The sequence below is a fragment of the Bathymodiolus azoricus thioautotrophic gill symbiont genome, assembly GCF_001298715.1.
Lineage (GTDB): Bacteria > Pseudomonadota > Gammaproteobacteria > PS1 > Pseudothioglobaceae > Thiodubiliella.
Genome location: NZ_CDSC02000070.1, coordinates 1 through 15,433, shown reverse-complemented (window position 1 = coordinate 15,433; position 15,433 = coordinate 1). Strand labels below are relative to the sequence as shown.

Below are 15,433 nucleotides of genomic sequence, written 5' to 3'. Positions count from 1 at the left end.
TCCCTAGAAACGGATATAAGCAGATGAATTTAGCTGGTGACGCGTACCTTTCCAGTCAGAAACATGGAATTTAGTAAATGGTAGTCCAGTCTTTTCAAAAAATGCCGGCCAACCGATACGATCAACCCATTCACCAACTCTTTCCCAGTCACGAGCATCGCCTTTATAGACTGCTAAAATTTTCTTAACCACTGCACCAACTTCCGGCCATCTTGGCGGGTTGTTTGGCAGTCCTGCTGCTACTAACTTTTGGAATGAAGGTTTAGAGCGAGCATTTGAGTGCTTACCACCGATCCAGATAGCAATCTTAGAATGCTCAGGGTCATTAATTTGCATTGGCGGACATGGTGGGAAACATGCACCACAACAGATACACTTCTTCTCATCAACTTCCAATGTTGGTTTGCCGTTAACCATCGCTGGACGAATCGCAGCAACTGGACAACGCGCAACAACCGTTGGGCGTTCACAAACATTAGCCACTAAATCGTGATTAATCTTAGGTGGCTTAGTATGCTGGATATTAATCGCAATGTCACCATGACCACCACAGTTAATCTGACAACATGAAGTAGTCATGTGTACACGGTTAGGCATTTCTTCTTTAATAAATTCACTATGCAAATCATCCATCAATGCTTTCACAACACCAGATGCATCAGTACCTGGAATATCGCAGTGTAACCAACCCTGTGTGTGTGAAATCATTGATACCGTCGGACCTGTGCCACCTACTGGGAAACCAGCAGATTCTAGCGCTTCAATCAAAGGATTGACCTTTGCTTCAGTGTCCACCATAAATTCAACATTTGAACGAATGGTAAAACGAATAAAACCATCGCCAAACTCATCAGCAATATCTGCTAATTTTTTGATCGTGTAAACATCCATTTGTCTTTGTGTACCACAACGAACAGTCCAAACTTCTTCATTGTGCTTTGAAGTATGGTGTAATACACCTGGACGAGGACGGTCATGAAAAGCCCACTGACCGTAGTTACGACGCATGGTTGGGTGCATGTATTGAATAGGATCAGGACAGCCTGATTCGATAGGCATTCTTACTGGTTCAGCCATAATAGTTTCTCCTTAATAGTTTGTGTAATTAAAAATTATGCGTTTGCTTCGGCTTTATTCTCAAACCACTTAACCGCTTCTTCGTCCCACTTGTCCATACGAACATAAGACATATAGCGTGGTGAATCAACCATATTTGGATTAACATCTAAGCCAATACCTTCCATAAAGTTAACAATACCAATACGCTCAATCATTTCACCAGTACGCTCGTGTTCTAGCGCATTCTCAGCAAAGAAGTCAATAACTTCACCTGCTAATTCTTCAATTGCTTCGTAGTCTTCTTCAGTTTCAAGTTTCATAAATGGAACAACAACTGTACCGAATAAATCACCAATTTTCAGTGTGCGCTTACCACCCATACAAATTGTTACACCTTTGTCATCACCTGTTGCTAAGATTGCGCCTTCTGATGCGTCTTTAATATAGTGATGCGTCAACGGTGAAGTTACATTTAAACAATGCATACACTTAACACAATTTTTATTATCAATTGTCAATGAAGTGTCGGCTTCAACTTTCATACATTGTGTCGGACAACGAGAAGTAATGTTGTCAACAACATAATCCATACCTTTATCAGCAACCATGGCTTTCCATGCGTCTTGGTTAATTTTAATATCATCTCTCCAAGTACCAATAGTTGCAAAGTCTGAACGCTCAATAGAGTTCATACAGTCATTAGCACAACCTGAAACTTTAAATTTCATTTTATATGGTAATGCTGGACGGTGCATATCATCAAGGAATGCATTGACTAATGTTCTAAGTGCTGCCTGCTCATTAGTGTTTGACATTTCACAACGCGCTGCGCCCACACATGACATACCCGTACGAACCGCAGGACCCGCACCACCCATATCAAAGCCAATGTCGTTAAGCCCGTTAAAAATAGTTTGTGTGGTTTTTTCAGTTGCGCCTTGGAACATAATATCGCCTGACTGACCGTGAAAAGCAATCAAACCAGAACCGCCATTATCAACAAAAGTATCACACATATCTCTTAATAACTTAGATGTGTAGTGCATACCTGCTGGTGGTTGAATTCTTAAAGTGTGAAATTCACCTGCATCTTTAAATTTAAATTCACCATTCTCGTCTTTAAGCTCGTTAAAACGTGGGATTACACCACCACCGTACCCGATAACACCAACAGTACCACCTTTCCAGTAACCTTTTTTAGTTACATACGATGTTTCTAATGTTGCCAGTACATCACGAACCATGCTTGCACCATCATGATCATCTTGTGCTAAACGCTTAAGACCTGTTACAAACGAAGGCCAAGGACCATTTTCCAACTCATCAAGGTTGGGTGTGTTATATAACTCTTTTGCCATTTTATTTCTCCAATAGTTTTAATAAATTTCCTCGTCCTCAAGAAAAGGAAATGTGAACGGAATAAATTATACGCAAGATGTAAGAAAATCCGCTATTTATTGGTGATTTATTAGTGGTATTGGTGACTATCCCTTAGGGGGTATAAAGTAACAAGAAGTTGCACTTATTTTTTCAAAATCAGTGCAATAATAATAAAGCCAACGCCAGTTAGTATAGGGGCAATAATGGCATTAGCCATACCAACAACGATCATGCTAATTGCAATTATTAGGAGCGATATTAACAAGTATTTCATGCTAAATATTCATTAACTTTAGTGGCAACACCGCGTCCTTCATTAATTGCCCACACGACTAATGATTGACCACGACGGCAATCACCTGCGGTAAAGATACCTGTTTGAGAAGTAGCATACTCACCATAGTTGGCCTGGTAATTACCACGCTCATCAAGTGCGATATTAGCATCATTACTCAAATAGTGTTCAGGAGAAACAAAACCCATTGATAGCAACACTAGTTGTGTATCCCACCTTTTTTCACTGCCTATCTGTTCAATTAACTGTCCATCTTTGAAATTAACATTCACTGTATTAAGACCTATAACTTTGCCATTCTCATCTTTGACGAATGATTTAGTCATTAGATGATATTGCCTTGGGTCTTCACCAAATACTTTTTGGGCTTCAGCATGTCCATAGTCCACACGATAAATCAATGGCCATAATGGCCAAGGGTTATTGTCTGCACGAGTTTCAGGTGGCTGACCCATGAGTTCAAAATTTACAATTGATTTAGCACCCTGGCGTAATGCTGTACCAATGCAATCAGTGCCAGTATCGCCACCACCAATCACAATCACATCTTTGTCTTTGGCTGATAAATCAGAATTATCAGCGCTGCCAGTATTTAATAGGCTTTGTGTGCTCTTGGTTAAATACTCCATCGCCAAGTGCACACCATCTGCATCACGATTATCTACTGGTAAGTCACGAGCCTGCGTTGCACCTGTAGTGAAAACCAAGGCATCAAAACCATTTTGTAATTGTGTAACACTGACATCTTTGCCTACATCCACATTAGTAATAAATTCAATACCCGATTGTTTAAGTAAATTCACACGACGATCAATTACATCTTTGCCAAGTTTCATATTAGGAATACCATACATAAGTAAACCACCAACGCGCTCAGCACGCTCAAACACGATAACATTATAACCCAATTTATTAAGTTCTTCTGCTGCTGCCAAACCTGCAGGACCAGAACCAATCACTGCTACTTTCTTACCTGTGCGGTGTTCAACCTTCGTTGGCTGAATCCAGCCCTCTTCAAAACCTTTGTCAACAATCGCCTGTTCAATATTCTTAATAGTAACAGCTGGGTTGTTCAACCCTAATACACAGGATCCTTCGCAAGGTGCAGGGCAAACTCTGCCTGTAAACTCTGGAAAATTATTGGTCTTGTGTAAGCACGTTAATGCGGCCTGCCATTTATCATGATAAACCAAGTCATTCCATTCAGGAATTAAGTTATCAACAGGACAGCCGTTATCTGATTGACAAAACGGCACACCGCAATCCATACATCTTGCACCTTGTTCTTGCAAGTGTAGCGTATTATGCGCACCTGTGAAGATTTCACCATAATCTTTAAGTCGCAATTCAACAGGACGATAACCCTCTGTTTTTCTGTCAAATTCCTTAAAGCCAGTTACTTTTCCCATCGCTCTTAAACGCTTAAATACAAAGTGTGTAATTATGCCATAAATTCGCCTTGTCTAGTAAACATAATCACTGTATAATTGTTGCTTTTTACGACAGAGAAAGAAGGGGGAAATCCGATGAATTTAATCGACCAAATTGAAAAAGAACAACTAAGGACAGATATTCCTGAATTTTCATCAGGTGATACTGTTGTTGTTCAAGTTAAAGTACGCGAAGGTGAACGCGAAAGATTACAGGCATTTGAGGGTGTTGTTATTGCGAAGAAAAATCGTGGTATCGGTTCAGCATTCACAGTAAGAAAAATTTCTCACGGTGAAGGTGTTGAGCGTATTTTCCAAACACATTCTAAAATGATTGACTCAGTTGAAGTCAAGCGTCGTGGTAAAGTTCGCCAAGCGAAACTTTATTATCTTCGTGGTCTTACGGGTAAAGCTGCAAGAATTAAAGAAAAGTTGGCAATTAAGAAATAAAAAATCACCATTCTTACAAAATACCGACAATCAGTCGGTATTTTTTTGTTTGTAATATTTTCAAAGTGAGGAAAGCCTTGCCTTCCTCACTTTGAAAATATTACTTTTACTTGGTATTTTTATCTAAAATTCAAGCATGAAAAACAATCCGATACTTGTTGATAAATTTCTTGACCATTACTGGCTCTCATCAGGCGTTAGTCAAAATACGCTATCGGCATATCGTTCTGACCTTAAATTATTCTCAAGATGGTTGGGCGGTTCGTTAACAAAAATTAGCGATAAAGATATTAACGCCTACTTCAAGCATCGCAATCTCAACCCTGCAACACAAGCGCGTATCTTAACTTGCTTGCGAGTGTTTTATCAATATCTTGTTACTCAAAAAATAATGAGTAACAATCCATGTGAAAAATTACACCACCCGAAACAAATACAAAAATTACCTATTTTTTTAAACATTCAAGAAGTTGAACAACTGTTAGACACGCCTGATAAAAAAACCATTTTTGGACTGCGTGACCGAGCTATGTTAGAGTTACTGTATTCTTGTGGATTGCGTGTTTCTGAACTGATTAATCTAAGTTACCACAATATCAATCTGAATGAAGAATACATTCGACTTCATGGCAAAGGCAATAAAGAGCGTATGTTGCCGATGGGCGAAGTGGCAATAGATTATTTAGGTATTTATGAAAATAAATCCAGACCTTTTTTACTTAAAAATGGACAAACTGATGCTTATTTTTTAAGCAATCGTGGTGCGGGGATGAGTCGACAAAATTTCTTTTATATTATTAAGGCATATGCCATTAGAGCAGGTATCGACAAACCACTATCGCCCCACACTTTGCGTCATGCTTTTGCCACACATCTGATACAAAGCGGTGCAGACTTGCGTAGTGTGCAATTAATGTTGGGACACAGTGATATTTCCACGACACAAATATACACCCATATTCAAAATACTCAGCTTAAATCACAACATAGCAAGCACCATCCTCGCGGTTAGTTGATCATTTTGGCAATCCTAGCCAAGATATATGGGGTTATAAGTATATTTTTTCAATAGATTAAATATATTGAACTTCCAGTATTTCATAAACAATATCCCCTTTAGGGGCTTTCACTGTTACCTCATCGCCCTCTTCATTGCCCATTATGCTACTGGCAATTGGACTGTGACAAGAGATTTTTTTTTGGCTTATGTCAGCTTCATCTTCACCAACAATCTGATAGATTATTTCACACTCATCTGTAAGATTCATTAAAGTAACCGTGGTGCCAAATACACATCTTCCATCTTGATTGAGTTTACTCACATCAATGACTTGCATACATGAGAGTTTTGACTGAATCTCTTTAATACGCCCTTCAATAAAACCCTGCTCTTCTTTGGCGGCGTGATATTCAGCATTTTCTTTAAGATCACCATGTGCACGGGCTGTGGCAATTTCTTCAACAATGCGTGGACGCTCAATATCTTTCAGATTTAGCAATTCTACCTCTAAAGCTTTGCTACCGGCAACAGTCATTGGGATAGTTTGCATAAAAATACCTCTAATTGTTTAATGATTGTATTGTTCTAACAGAAATTTCATTATGCGTTCTTAAGCCATCAAGTATAGCAAAAGCAGCAGCTACTGTCGTGGTACAAACAACTTTATGCACCAAAGCTTGTTGACGAATTTCTGCAGCATCTTCCACACCTTGCGTGTCTTCTGTAGAGTTAATAATCAAATCAATCTCATCATTCTTAATCATATCAACAATATGTGGCGAACCTTCAGATACTTTATTAATCGTTTCGCATTCTAAGCCTGCATCAGTTAAGGCTTCTTTATTGCTACGCGTTGCAACTAAATTAAAACTTTGCGCTATCAAGCGCTTGCCCAGCTCAACCAAGTCATCACGGTCTAATTTACGCAAACTAATAAATACCTTGCCTTGTGTGGGTGCACGAGAACCTGCGGCAAGTTGCGCCTTATCAAAAGCAGAAGCAAAATCATCACCCACACCCATTACTTCGCCTGTTGAACGCATTTCAGGGCCTAAAATTGGGTCAACACCCAAAAACTTATTGAATGGAAATACGGCTTCTTTCACGCTAAAATGTTGTGGAATAATTTCTGTTGTAAAGTTTAATTCTTTTAATGTTTTACCTGCCATTACGCGTGCTGCAATATTAGCCAGTGGTGCGCCGATCGCCTTAGAGACAAATGGCACGGTGCGTGATGCACGAGGATTAACTTCAATAATATAAATTTCATCGTCTTGATAAGCAAGCTGTGTGTTCATCAAACCAATTACATTGAGTTTTTTTGCCATGGCAATTACTTGCTCACGCATCTCATCCAGCACATCATTTGGCAAAGAATAAGGTGGCAATGAACAAGCCGAATCACCTGAGTGAATACCTGCTTGCTCAATGTGTTGCATAATGCCACCAATCACCACATCCTCGCCATCAGAAATAACATCAATATCTACTTCAATCGCATGATCAAGGAATGAATCTAACAACACTGGTGAGTCGTTCGAAACTTTTACTGCGGTGTGCATATAATGCTCAAGATTGTCTTTGTCATAAACAATTTCCATTGCACGACCACCCAATACATAGGATGGACGAACCACCAACGGGAAACCAATACCATCAGCAATGTCTTGTGCTTGTTCTAATGAACGCGCCGTACCATTTAGGGGTTGTTTTAGCTCTAATTCTTGTAGCATCTTCGAAAAACGCTCACGGTCTTCTGCCAAATCAATAGCATCAGGGCTGGTACCGATAATTTTTGCACCGCTCTTTTCTAAGGCGCCAGCTAATTTAAGTGGCGTTTGTCCACCATAATGCACGATGATACCATCTGGGTTTTCAATATCAATCACTGCCAACACATCTTCAAGCGTTAATGGCTCAAAATATAAGCGGTCAGAAATATCATAATCGGTAGAAACCGTTTCAGGGTTGCAATTCACCATAATAGTTTCATAACCATCGCCACGCAATGCTAAAGATGCGTGTACACAACAGTAGTCGAATTCAATACCCTGTCCAATACGGTTCGGTCCACCACCCAATATCATAATCTTTTTCTTATCGGTCGGGTTGGCCTCACATTGTTGTTGGTAAGTAGAATATAAATATGCCGTTTGCGTATCGAACTCAGCGCCACAACTATCAACGCGCTTAAAAACAGGCTTTACATTGAGTGCTTTGCGACGCTCACGCACAGATGACTCACTGCAATTACACAACTGCGCTAAGCGTACATCAGAGAAACCTTTGCGTTTTAACAAAAATAATTCTCTAGCATCAATATCAATAATATTGCTACCATTAACTTGCATTTCACTGGAGACGATGTCTTGGATTTGTGCCAAAAACCATGGGTCAACTTTAGATAAGTCAAATACTTCGTCCAAACTCATGCCTAATCTAAATGCATCGGCTAAATAGAAAATACGCTCGCCGCGTGCAGTGATACATTCTGACCTAATTTTATTTTTAGCGTCATCAGCACCCAAATCAACCATTGGGTCTAAGCCAACTTTGTCGGTCTCTAAACCGCGTAAAGCCTTTTGCAAAGACTCTTGGAAAGTTGATCCTATTGCCATTACCTCACCCACCGACTTCATTTGTGTGGTCAAGCGGTCCTCGGCTTTAGGGAATTTTTCAAAGGCAAATCTTGGAATTTTGGTGACCACATAATCAATGCTTGGTTCAAATGAAGCGGGGGTTTTACCGCCAGTAATATCATTGTCAAGCTCATCTAAAGTATAGCCCACTGCAAGCTTTGCAGCCACTTTAGCAATAGGAAAACCTGTTGCTTTTGAGGCTAAGGCGGACGAACGAGACACGCGTGGATTCATCTCAATAATAGTCAGGCGACCGTCTTCGGGATTAAGTGCAAATTGCACATTCGAGCCACCTGTATCCACGCCAATTTCTCTAAGTACTGCCAGCGAGGCATTACGCATCACTTGGTATTCTTTATCTGTTAAAGTTTGTGCAGGTGCAACCGTAATTGAATCACCCGTATGAATACCCATTGGGTCAAAATTCTCAATTGAACAAACGATAATACAGTTGTCTTTGGTGTCACGCACCACCTCCATTTCGAATTCTTTCCAGCCTAAAATCGACTCTTCAACCAACAACTCATTCGTTGGTGATAAATCCAAACCACGCTCACAAATCTCAACAAATTCTTGTTTGTTATAGGCAATACCGCCACCTGAACCACCCATCGTAAAGGAGGGACGAATAACGGTTGGAAAGCCCACGGTTTCTTGGACAGCAAATGCTTCTTCCATATTATGTGCAACTGCTGCTTTAGGCATATCAAGACCAATTTTAAGCATTGCTTCACGGAACAAATCACGATCTTCTGCTTTATCAATGGCTTCTTTCTTAGCACCAATCATCTCAACGCCGTGCTTTTCTAATACACCATGACGCTCTAAATCTAGTGCACAATTTAGTGCAGTTTGTCCGCCCATAGTAGGTAACAAAGCATCGGGTTTTTCAATTTCAATGATTTTTTCTACCGTACGCCACTCAATCGGCTCAATATAAGTCGCATCTGCCATTTGCGGGTCGGTCATAATAGTAGCAGGATTAGAATTGACCAAAATAACACGATAGCCTTCTTCTCGTAATGCCGTACAAGCTTGCGCACCTGAATAATCAAATTCACACGCCTGCCCAATAACAATAGGACCTGCACCAATAATTAAAATACTTTTTATATCTTGTCTTTTAGGCATTATCTATTATTTAAAATTCATCATCTTCAGGAAGATTACCGTTATATATATCATGCTTACGCTTTTGCAAATAAGAAGAACGAACGGCAACATATGGGTCATCTGATTGTCTAATCAAATCAATTACTGGTAATAATTTAACACGCGTATCAACAGCCTGCAGCGCAATTACACCAGCCTCTTGTGCAGTCTTTAATTTTTCAGTTCGTTCCACCCTTTGAGCAACATCTACCACCTTGCCTGCTACATCACGCAATGTTGAAGGGCCTAATACCGGTAACACCACATAAGAGCCCTCCGGTGTACCCCAGACTGCCAGCGTTTGTCCAAAATCTTCCTCTGTTTTTTCTAGGCCCCAGTCACTTGCCACATCAAATAAACCAAACAATCCCACAGTGGAGTTAATCAAAACCCTACCCAATGTACTAGCACTATTAATTAGTTCAAACTGCGCAATCTCATTACCCAATGTGCCAATATCACCGATATTAGAAGAAAAATCACTCACTCGATTTTGCACTGGTTTAGCTACATTCTCTTGATAGGATTTAGCAACTGGTTCAAACAATGTCTCATCTAAATCTTGGTTGAATTCAAAGATTACCCTGTTGGTTTCTTCAAATGGGTCAAACTCTTCTTCAGCTATGACTATCATGCTAAATATTAAACACAAAGAACTTATTAATAAATTTTTCATTGACTAATCTCCTGTATAAATGTATCAAATAAATGGCTCATATCATGTGGTCCTGGCGATGCTTCGGGGTGTCCTTGAAAGCCAAATGCTTTCTTGCCGGTCACTCTGATACCTTGAATGGTATTGTCAAATAACGATTTGTGTGTTACCTCAAGATGGCTTGGTATATCATTGTACGATACAGAAAAACCGTGATTTTGTGAGGTAATCATCACCTGTTTAGAGCTTAAATCTTGTACAGGGTGGTTAGCGCCATGATGGCCAATCCCCATTTTCTCAGTAGTTGCACCATTTGCTAGCGACAACAATTGATGACCTAAACAAATGCCAAACATTGGCATATTTTTTTCCAATAAGGTCTGAATGTTTTTAATTGCGTAATCGCACGGCTCAGGGTCACCTGGACCATTAGATAAAAACACACCATCAGGATCCATTGCCAAAACATCCTTAACTGGCGTTTGAGCATTAACCACCGTTAAATCACAGCCACGGTCAACCAACATTCTTAAAATATTTTTCTTTACACCGTAGTCATATACAACCACTTTAAATTTTGCATCAAGTGGGTTAAATTCACCCTTTTCAAGAGAGTAAGAACCCTCATTAAATCTATATTGCTTAGTGGTTGAGACTACCTTTGCCAAATCCATATTTTTAAGACCTGCGAATGCTTGCGCCTTAGAAACTGCTGTGGCTTCATCGATATCCTCACCTGCAATAATACAACCTTTAAGCGCGCCTTTCTCACGCAGATGCCGTGTTAGCGCACGAGTATCAATATCACTAATGGCAACAATATTGTTAGCAGATAGATATTCATCCAGTGGCATTTCGCTACGCCAGTTGCTATGTAGGAGTGGCAAATCACGAATGATTAAACCTGAGGCATAAATTTCTCCAGACTCTTCATCAACTAAGTTAGTGCCAGTATTGCCAATATGCGGATAAGTCAGTGCTACAATTTGCTTGGCATAAGAAGGGTCAGTTAGGATTTCTTGGTAGCCTGTCATTGAAGTATTAAATACCACCTCGCCAACTGTATTGCCATTAGCACCAATTGATTTTCCTTTGAAAATCTGACCATCTTCTAATGCTAATAAGGCAACTTGTGACACCAAAATACTCCTGAATAAAAACTTGAGAAATTTTACCACAACTGATGTGTAATCTGATGTCAAAATTGATATAATGACCTTAATTATTTTAAAGGAAAATGTTATGAATATCACGGTTGAAAACATTAAATGTGGCGGTTGTGCAGGCACAATTACCAAAAAACTTAACGCAGAATTTAACACCGATAGTGTTAAGGTTGAGGTGGAACAAGGCGTTGTCAATATCAATATTGAAGACAACAAACGCGATGAGGTAACTAAAGTTTTACTTGGCTTGGGCTATCCTGAAACCGATTCTGTACACGGCCTTAGCTCCGCAAAAGCAAAAGCAAAATCATTCGTTTCTTGTGCTATTGGCAAGATGGATAAATGATTTTGCAAGTCAATGGCTCACCATTAGAAATTGACGACAAATCAAGCGCTGCTGATTTAATTACAAAGCTTACACTCCAAAACCAACGCATTGCATTAGAAGTCAATAGAGCAATTATTCCTAAATCTAGGCATGCTAAATTCACCCTAAATGAGGGGGATATTTGTGAGATTATTAAAGCAGTTGGTGGCGGTTAAACCATCCACTCTTTTTTGATTTCATCATTAGAAAACGGCTTAACACTCAGTGTTTGCATAATACCAGAATCCAATCTTACTTCTACATCCACACTGTGCTTATCTCTACCTTGAGAATAGCGTGCTAATATTTTAGCGGCAATTTGCAAGTCTTCTTGATTTGGTTTGCCATCAATCAATGCCAACGGACCATTACAACTAGTTGGATATAGATTTGCATATTGGTTACGATAGCCTTCCAGGAATTTAACTTCACCTTCTTCTCTAGCAACAATCATTTTAAAACGAGGATTTGGACGAATGTGCCTACCCACTTTAAGCATCATTAAGTCATCAAGTTGATACTCGCGATTACCGCGTGATTGCCACATATCCACCAGTTTATCCGAATATTGTTTATCCGTTAAAAAACAACAACCTCCTGCTGGCGTGGCATAATCTTCAAAGCCGTACTGCTTAGCTAAAGCCATTTGTGGTTTGCGCGTCCTACCTGAGAAATCTAATAATTTCTCTCTATCCACCCAACCTTCAATTTCTGCTTTGGTTTCTGGCAGGTGCTTGGCACACAAAGGTCGCAATAATAAGTCATTAGCGCCTGACTCTGCTTGCACAATCGGCATGGTCTCTTTGCGTTGAGACATAGGGCGTTGTCCCATCACCTCACCAGTAATAATAAAATCAAAATCATGCTCAAGCATCCACTGCTTGGCTTTTTTCACCATAAACCCCTTACAATCAAGACAGGGATTCATATTCTTACCATAACCATGTTTAGGGTTTAGAAGGACATTACGATACTCTTCAATCACATCAATAATATGTAATTTAATACCTAATTGCTCTGCCACCCATAGCGCATTATTGCGTTTTGGTTTGTCTTTTTTTTGTTTGCGAATGGCGTGGGTATGTCCTTCCACACAAAAGCCTGTAAAAAAGTTAATACCTTCCACATGTATGCCTTGGTCAAGCAATAATTTAGTGCTTAAAAGTGAATCTAATCCTCCTGAGATTAACGATACTGCTTTTATTTGCTTACTCATTTTTTATTTTCTAATTCCATTTACTCGACACCAATCCTCTTTTTGCACTACTTTTAACTTTGAAAAATACTCGCCATAGGCATCCAATATTGTCTCCAATTGCTCGTGCAAGATACCCGACAAAACAAGTTGCCCGCCCAGTTTAACCAACTTAGAAAAGTGTTCACACAAGCCCACTAAAGGTTTTGCCAAAATATTAGCAATCAATAAGTCCGTTTTTTCCAACTGCCCCTCATCATTAGTGTGTAGGGCAATAATTTTAGCCTCTTCTTGATTATTTTCAATATTACTGCGTGTAGCAAGAACCGCCTGCGGGTCATTATCCACACAAAGAGCTTGATTAGCGCCCAACTTAACAGCAGCAATTGCCAAAATTCCTGTGCCCGAACCATAGTCAATGACGCTTTGCCCTATAGGCGGGTTCTCATCCAAATACTGCAAACACAGATCCGTAGTTTGGTGTGTGCCAGTGCCAAATGCTAACCCTGGATCCATATTAATCACTACCGCGCCATCAGGCAATTGAGCGCTATCTTCCCACGATGGACAAATCCAAACACGCTTGCCAAATTGCATTGCATGGAAATCTTTTTTACACTCATTTTCCCAAACTCTGTCTTTCAATAAAGAAAAAGTTACTTTATCAATACCGCAAATTTGTTGCAAAGACTCTTTGATAGCGCCCTCATCAGTGCCAATAGTAAACAATGCAGTAACTGTTACATTCTGCCATAAGGGCGTTTCACCCACTGGTGGCTCAAAAATCTCATCGTCAAATGTATCACTAAAAGTAACCGAAACACACTCTAAACCCATTAAAACTTCACTGACGAAATCAGCCTGCTCCTTTGAAGTATTAAGTGTCAATTGTATCCAATCCATAGGCGTTAAATTATACCTATTTAAAAGCACTTATAAAAACCAAGTAAATGACCAAGGCAATGCCTATATAATATCGTCTGATTTAGAACATTTAAAAGGAATGAAAAATGGCATTAGAAAGAACTGGAAATGGATATTTAGTTGACCCAAGCATCTGGAGTGAAGAAGTAATGTTTGAAATGGCAAAAGAAGACGATATAGAGTTAACTGAAAGTATGGTGAATCAAATTATGGTAGCCAGAGAATATTTTGCTGAGAATTCATCAGTCCCGCCCATTAGAACCTTTGCTAAAGTTGTTGGCATTGACAAGAAAATCTTATTTAAAGAATGGTTGACTGGTCCAATGAAACCCATCACTAAATACGGTGGCATGCCACAACCAACTGGCTGCGTCTAACATATCAACAAAAACCCATAAAAATGGTTTTTATGCTTGCAATTTATAAATTTCTTGCATAAGAAAGAGAAGGCATTTTCAATGAGTGATTTACAAAAATATATTGACAAAAGAAAAAGCAAAGGTATAAAATTTTCTAAAAACTGACGCTTACTCAAGAGAATACATTGCCAAAAAATTAAGCACTAAAAAATCCTCAATCTCAAGAATTGAAAACCATGCTGTTGATATTAAAATTTCCGCTTTGTAAAACTTTGTTCATGCGATGAACAAGAAGCGGAGGCAGGGGTATTTATTTTGACATGATTTTAAAAAACTATTTTTAAATTTTATAAGGCTTAAAAACTATAGAATCCAATAAATCTTGACCCAGTTGCTTAAATAATTGATTTTTTTGATCAAGTGGTGCTTTTCTTGACAACTGAATAAAAAGACCAATATTATTATTGTTTGGGTGCATGCAATACATGCCATAAACTTCAAATATTGTATATTGCCCATCTCTTTTTGCCCCATAATCTTTACTTGATGCAATATGTTTAACACATGTTGCGCCTTTATGATTATAAGAGTTTATAAACTCAGTAATGCGTTCAAATCTACCGGTCTTCAAGGCTTTTTTTTCTATATCTTTAGCAAAAGACAGAAATTTTTCCTTGTTTATTTCTTCAGGTAGGTTAAAAGTTTCAACAGTTGTGATTAATGTTTCATCTTTATTTCTATTGAATAACACTGCTTGATAAGTGTGCTGTCTTACTATATCCCATACTATATCCCCAGAAGGTATAAAAGTCATTCCCGCAATCGCAACATTTTGACCACTATTACCCCGAACTTTATCAAAGTTTGGGATTGATACACAAGATATAGTAAAAATACATAATACATAAATGATTATTTTCTTCATAGATACCCCCTCACAGTTTCTTTCATTAGTAATTTTTCCTTTTCGCCTGTTACATCAAATAGATAAAAACTTACAGTACTTGTAGTAATTGAAGATGTAGAAGTAATTTTGTACTTTTTCCCGGCTTCTAAGGTTATAAACATTTCATGTTTTGCGCTTAATGGGGAAAATATAGATAGCGATTGCGAATGCACTTTAACAAAATGCTCTCCTGGCGTTAAGTAGAATTTATTTGCGAATCCACCATTCACCACTACGGTTGTAAGAGAATTATTTGCGAGTGCTGAAAAAATATTAGGAGTGACTGTGCCTTGTAACACTGCATTATTAGTAGATTTTGTACCAATGTATTCAGGTATAGACGAACAACCAATTAAAAAGAATAAAATTGGTAATGTTCTAAATATCAATTTAATCATAAATTACATATTATACTT

General features: G+C 38.9%; 16 protein-coding genes. 5 read left to right on the top strand and 11 right to left on the bottom strand.

The window, feature by feature from the left end; genetic code table 11:
* Positions 1 to 3 precede the first annotated feature (3 nt).
* From dsrB to BAZSYMA_RS01440, 3 genes are all read right to left on the bottom strand, one after another.
* Positions 4 to 1,077, bottom strand: coding sequence for a dissimilatory-type sulfite reductase subunit beta (gene dsrB / locus BAZSYMA_RS01450; protein ID WP_090714849.1), 1,074 nt, complete (start codon positions 1,075 to 1,077; stop codon positions 4 to 6).
* A gap of 35 nt (positions 1,078 to 1,112) precedes the next feature.
* On the bottom strand, positions 1,113 to 2,417 hold the full coding sequence (dsrA, locus tag BAZSYMA_RS01445) for a dissimilatory-type sulfite reductase subunit alpha (protein WP_090714847.1): 1,305 nt from the start codon (positions 2,415 to 2,417) through the stop codon (positions 1,113 to 1,115).
* A gap of 292 nt (positions 2,418 to 2,709) precedes the next feature.
* Positions 2,710 to 4,143 (bottom strand): glutamate synthase subunit beta, encoded by a 1,434-nt coding sequence (locus tag BAZSYMA_RS01440; RefSeq protein ID WP_090714845.1) that lies wholly within the window; start codon positions 4,141 to 4,143, stop codon positions 2,710 to 2,712.
* Between the two features lie 117 nt (positions 4,144 to 4,260).
* Here BAZSYMA_RS01440 and rplS point away from each other — a divergent pair, with 117 nt between their 5' ends.
* A complete protein-coding gene (gene rplS / locus BAZSYMA_RS01435) occupies positions 4,261 to 4,614 on the top strand; it encodes a 50S ribosomal protein L19 (RefSeq protein WP_090714843.1) in 354 nt (117 codons plus the stop codon).
* Between the two features lie 136 nt (positions 4,615 to 4,750).
* Positions 4,751 to 5,626: a site-specific tyrosine recombinase XerD gene (gene xerD, locus BAZSYMA_RS01430; RefSeq protein ID WP_090714841.1), complete on the top strand. Its 876-nt coding sequence runs from the start codon at positions 4,751 to 4,753 to the stop codon at positions 5,624 to 5,626.
* 61 nt (positions 5,627 to 5,687) lie between these two features.
* Here the strand turns inward: xerD and greA are convergent, their stop codons facing one another.
* From greA to carA, 4 genes are read right to left on the bottom strand one after another with little or no spacing between them, the layout of a single operon-like run.
* Positions 5,688 to 6,164: a transcription elongation factor GreA gene (gene greA / locus BAZSYMA_RS01425; protein ID WP_090714839.1), complete on the bottom strand. Its 477-nt coding sequence runs from the start codon at positions 6,162 to 6,164 to the stop codon at positions 5,688 to 5,690.
* 10 nt (positions 6,165 to 6,174) lie between these two features.
* On the bottom strand, positions 6,175 to 9,384 hold the full coding sequence (gene carB, locus BAZSYMA_RS01420; RefSeq protein ID WP_090714837.1) for a carbamoyl-phosphate synthase large subunit: 3,210 nt from the start codon (positions 9,382 to 9,384) through the stop codon (positions 6,175 to 6,177).
* A 10-nt stretch (positions 9,385 to 9,394) separates the two neighbouring features.
* Positions 9,395 to 10,081 carry an MlaA family lipoprotein gene (locus BAZSYMA_RS01415; RefSeq protein ID WP_090714834.1) on the bottom strand — a complete coding sequence of 229 codons (687 nt, stop codon included), beginning with the start codon at positions 10,079 to 10,081 and terminating at the stop codon, positions 9,395 to 9,397.
* The gene (gene carA / locus BAZSYMA_RS01410; protein WP_090714832.1) at positions 10,078 to 11,199 is read right to left on the bottom strand and encodes a glutamine-hydrolyzing carbamoyl-phosphate synthase small subunit; all 1,122 of its coding nucleotides are present in this window, start codon (positions 11,197 to 11,199) and stop codon (positions 10,078 to 10,080) included. Before carA ends, BAZSYMA_RS01415 begins: the two co-directional genes overlap by 4 nt.
* A gap of 103 nt (positions 11,200 to 11,302) precedes the next feature.
* Between carA and BAZSYMA_RS01405 the strand changes: the two genes are divergently transcribed.
* Both BAZSYMA_RS01405 and thiS read left to right on the top strand, forming a co-directional pair.
* On the top strand, positions 11,303 to 11,572 hold the full coding sequence (locus BAZSYMA_RS01405; RefSeq protein WP_090714829.1) for a heavy-metal-associated domain-containing protein: 270 nt from the start codon (positions 11,303 to 11,305) through the stop codon (positions 11,570 to 11,572).
* Entirely contained in the window at positions 11,569 to 11,769 is a 201-nt protein-coding gene (thiS, locus tag BAZSYMA_RS01400) for a sulfur carrier protein ThiS (RefSeq protein ID WP_090714826.1), read from the top strand. Before BAZSYMA_RS01405 ends, thiS begins: the two co-directional genes overlap by 4 nt.
* Here thiS and BAZSYMA_RS01395 read toward each other — a convergent pair.
* Both BAZSYMA_RS01395 and prmA read right to left on the bottom strand, forming a co-directional pair.
* The gene (locus tag BAZSYMA_RS01395; RefSeq protein WP_090714824.1) at positions 11,766 to 12,809 is read right to left on the bottom strand and encodes a tRNA (5-methylaminomethyl-2-thiouridylate)-methyltransferase; all 1,044 of its coding nucleotides are present in this window, start codon (positions 12,807 to 12,809) and stop codon (positions 11,766 to 11,768) included. The two genes, thiS and BAZSYMA_RS01395, sit on opposite strands and share 4 nt — an antisense overlap.
* Before the next feature lie 3 nt (positions 12,810 to 12,812).
* Positions 12,813 to 13,691 (bottom strand): 50S ribosomal protein L11 methyltransferase, encoded by an 879-nt coding sequence (prmA, locus tag BAZSYMA_RS01390; protein WP_090714822.1) that lies wholly within the window; start codon positions 13,689 to 13,691, stop codon positions 12,813 to 12,815.
* Positions 13,692 to 13,798: 107 nt separating this feature from the next.
* Here prmA and BAZSYMA_RS01385 point away from each other — a divergent pair, with 107 nt between their 5' ends.
* Entirely contained in the window at positions 13,799 to 14,089 is a 291-nt protein-coding gene (locus BAZSYMA_RS01385; protein ID WP_090714819.1) for a TusE/DsrC/DsvC family sulfur relay protein, read from the top strand.
* 322 nt (positions 14,090 to 14,411) lie between these two features.
* Here BAZSYMA_RS01385 and BAZSYMA_RS01380 read toward each other — a convergent pair whose 3' ends face one another.
* On the bottom strand, positions 14,412 to 14,996 hold the full coding sequence (locus tag BAZSYMA_RS01380; protein ID WP_090714816.1) for a hypothetical protein: 585 nt from the start codon (positions 14,994 to 14,996) through the stop codon (positions 14,412 to 14,414).
* Positions 14,993 to 15,415 carry a hypothetical protein gene (locus BAZSYMA_RS01375; RefSeq protein WP_090714814.1) on the bottom strand — a complete coding sequence of 141 codons (423 nt, stop codon included), beginning with the start codon at positions 15,413 to 15,415 and terminating at the stop codon, positions 14,993 to 14,995. The genes BAZSYMA_RS01380 and BAZSYMA_RS01375 overlap by 4 nt, the downstream gene beginning before the upstream one ends.
* Positions 15,416 to 15,433: the final 18 nt, after the last annotated feature.

What these genes read in the sequence shown, in the direction of transcription:
- carB (WP_090714837.1), bottom strand. Translation starts at nt 9,384, where the DNA reads ATGCCTAAAAGACAAGATATAAAAAGTATTTTAATTATTGGTGCAGGT.
- BAZSYMA_RS01405 (WP_090714829.1), top strand. Translation starts at nt 11,303, where the DNA reads ATGAATATCACGGTTGAAAACATTAAATGTGGCGGTTGTGCAGGCACA.
- dsrB (WP_090714849.1), bottom strand. Translation starts at nt 1,077, where the DNA reads ATGGCTGAACCAGTAAGAATGCCTATCGAATCAGGCTGTCCTGATCCT.
- dsrA (WP_090714847.1), bottom strand. Translation starts at nt 2,417, where the DNA reads ATGGCAAAAGAGTTATATAACACACCCAACCTTGATGAGTTGGAAAAT.
- xerD (WP_090714841.1), top strand. Translation starts at nt 4,751, where the DNA reads ATGAAAAACAATCCGATACTTGTTGATAAATTTCTTGACCATTACTGG.
- BAZSYMA_RS01380 (WP_090714816.1), bottom strand. Translation starts at nt 14,996, where the DNA reads ATGAAGAAAATAATCATTTATGTATTATGTATTTTTACTATATCTTGT.
- BAZSYMA_RS01415 (WP_090714834.1), bottom strand. Translation starts at nt 10,081, where the DNA reads ATGAAAAATTTATTAATAAGTTCTTTGTGTTTAATATTTAGCATGATA.
- BAZSYMA_RS01385 (WP_090714819.1), top strand. Translation starts at nt 13,799, where the DNA reads ATGGCATTAGAAAGAACTGGAAATGGATATTTAGTTGACCCAAGCATC.
- prmA (WP_090714822.1), bottom strand. Translation starts at nt 13,691, where the DNA reads ATGGATTGGATACAATTGACACTTAATACTTCAAAGGAGCAGGCTGAT.
- BAZSYMA_RS01375 (WP_090714814.1), bottom strand. Translation starts at nt 15,415, where the DNA reads ATGATTAAATTGATATTTAGAACATTACCAATTTTATTCTTTTTAATT.
- greA (WP_090714839.1), bottom strand. Translation starts at nt 6,164, where the DNA reads ATGCAAACTATCCCAATGACTGTTGCCGGTAGCAAAGCTTTAGAGGTA.
- rplS (WP_090714843.1), top strand. Translation starts at nt 4,261, where the DNA reads ATGAATTTAATCGACCAAATTGAAAAAGAACAACTAAGGACAGATATT.
- BAZSYMA_RS01395 (WP_090714824.1), bottom strand. Translation starts at nt 12,809, where the DNA reads ATGAGTAAGCAAATAAAAGCAGTATCGTTAATCTCAGGAGGATTAGAT.
- thiS (WP_090714826.1), top strand. Translation starts at nt 11,569, where the DNA reads ATGATTTTGCAAGTCAATGGCTCACCATTAGAAATTGACGACAAATCA.
- BAZSYMA_RS01440 (WP_090714845.1), bottom strand. Translation starts at nt 4,143, where the DNA reads ATGGGAAAAGTAACTGGCTTTAAGGAATTTGACAGAAAAACAGAGGGT.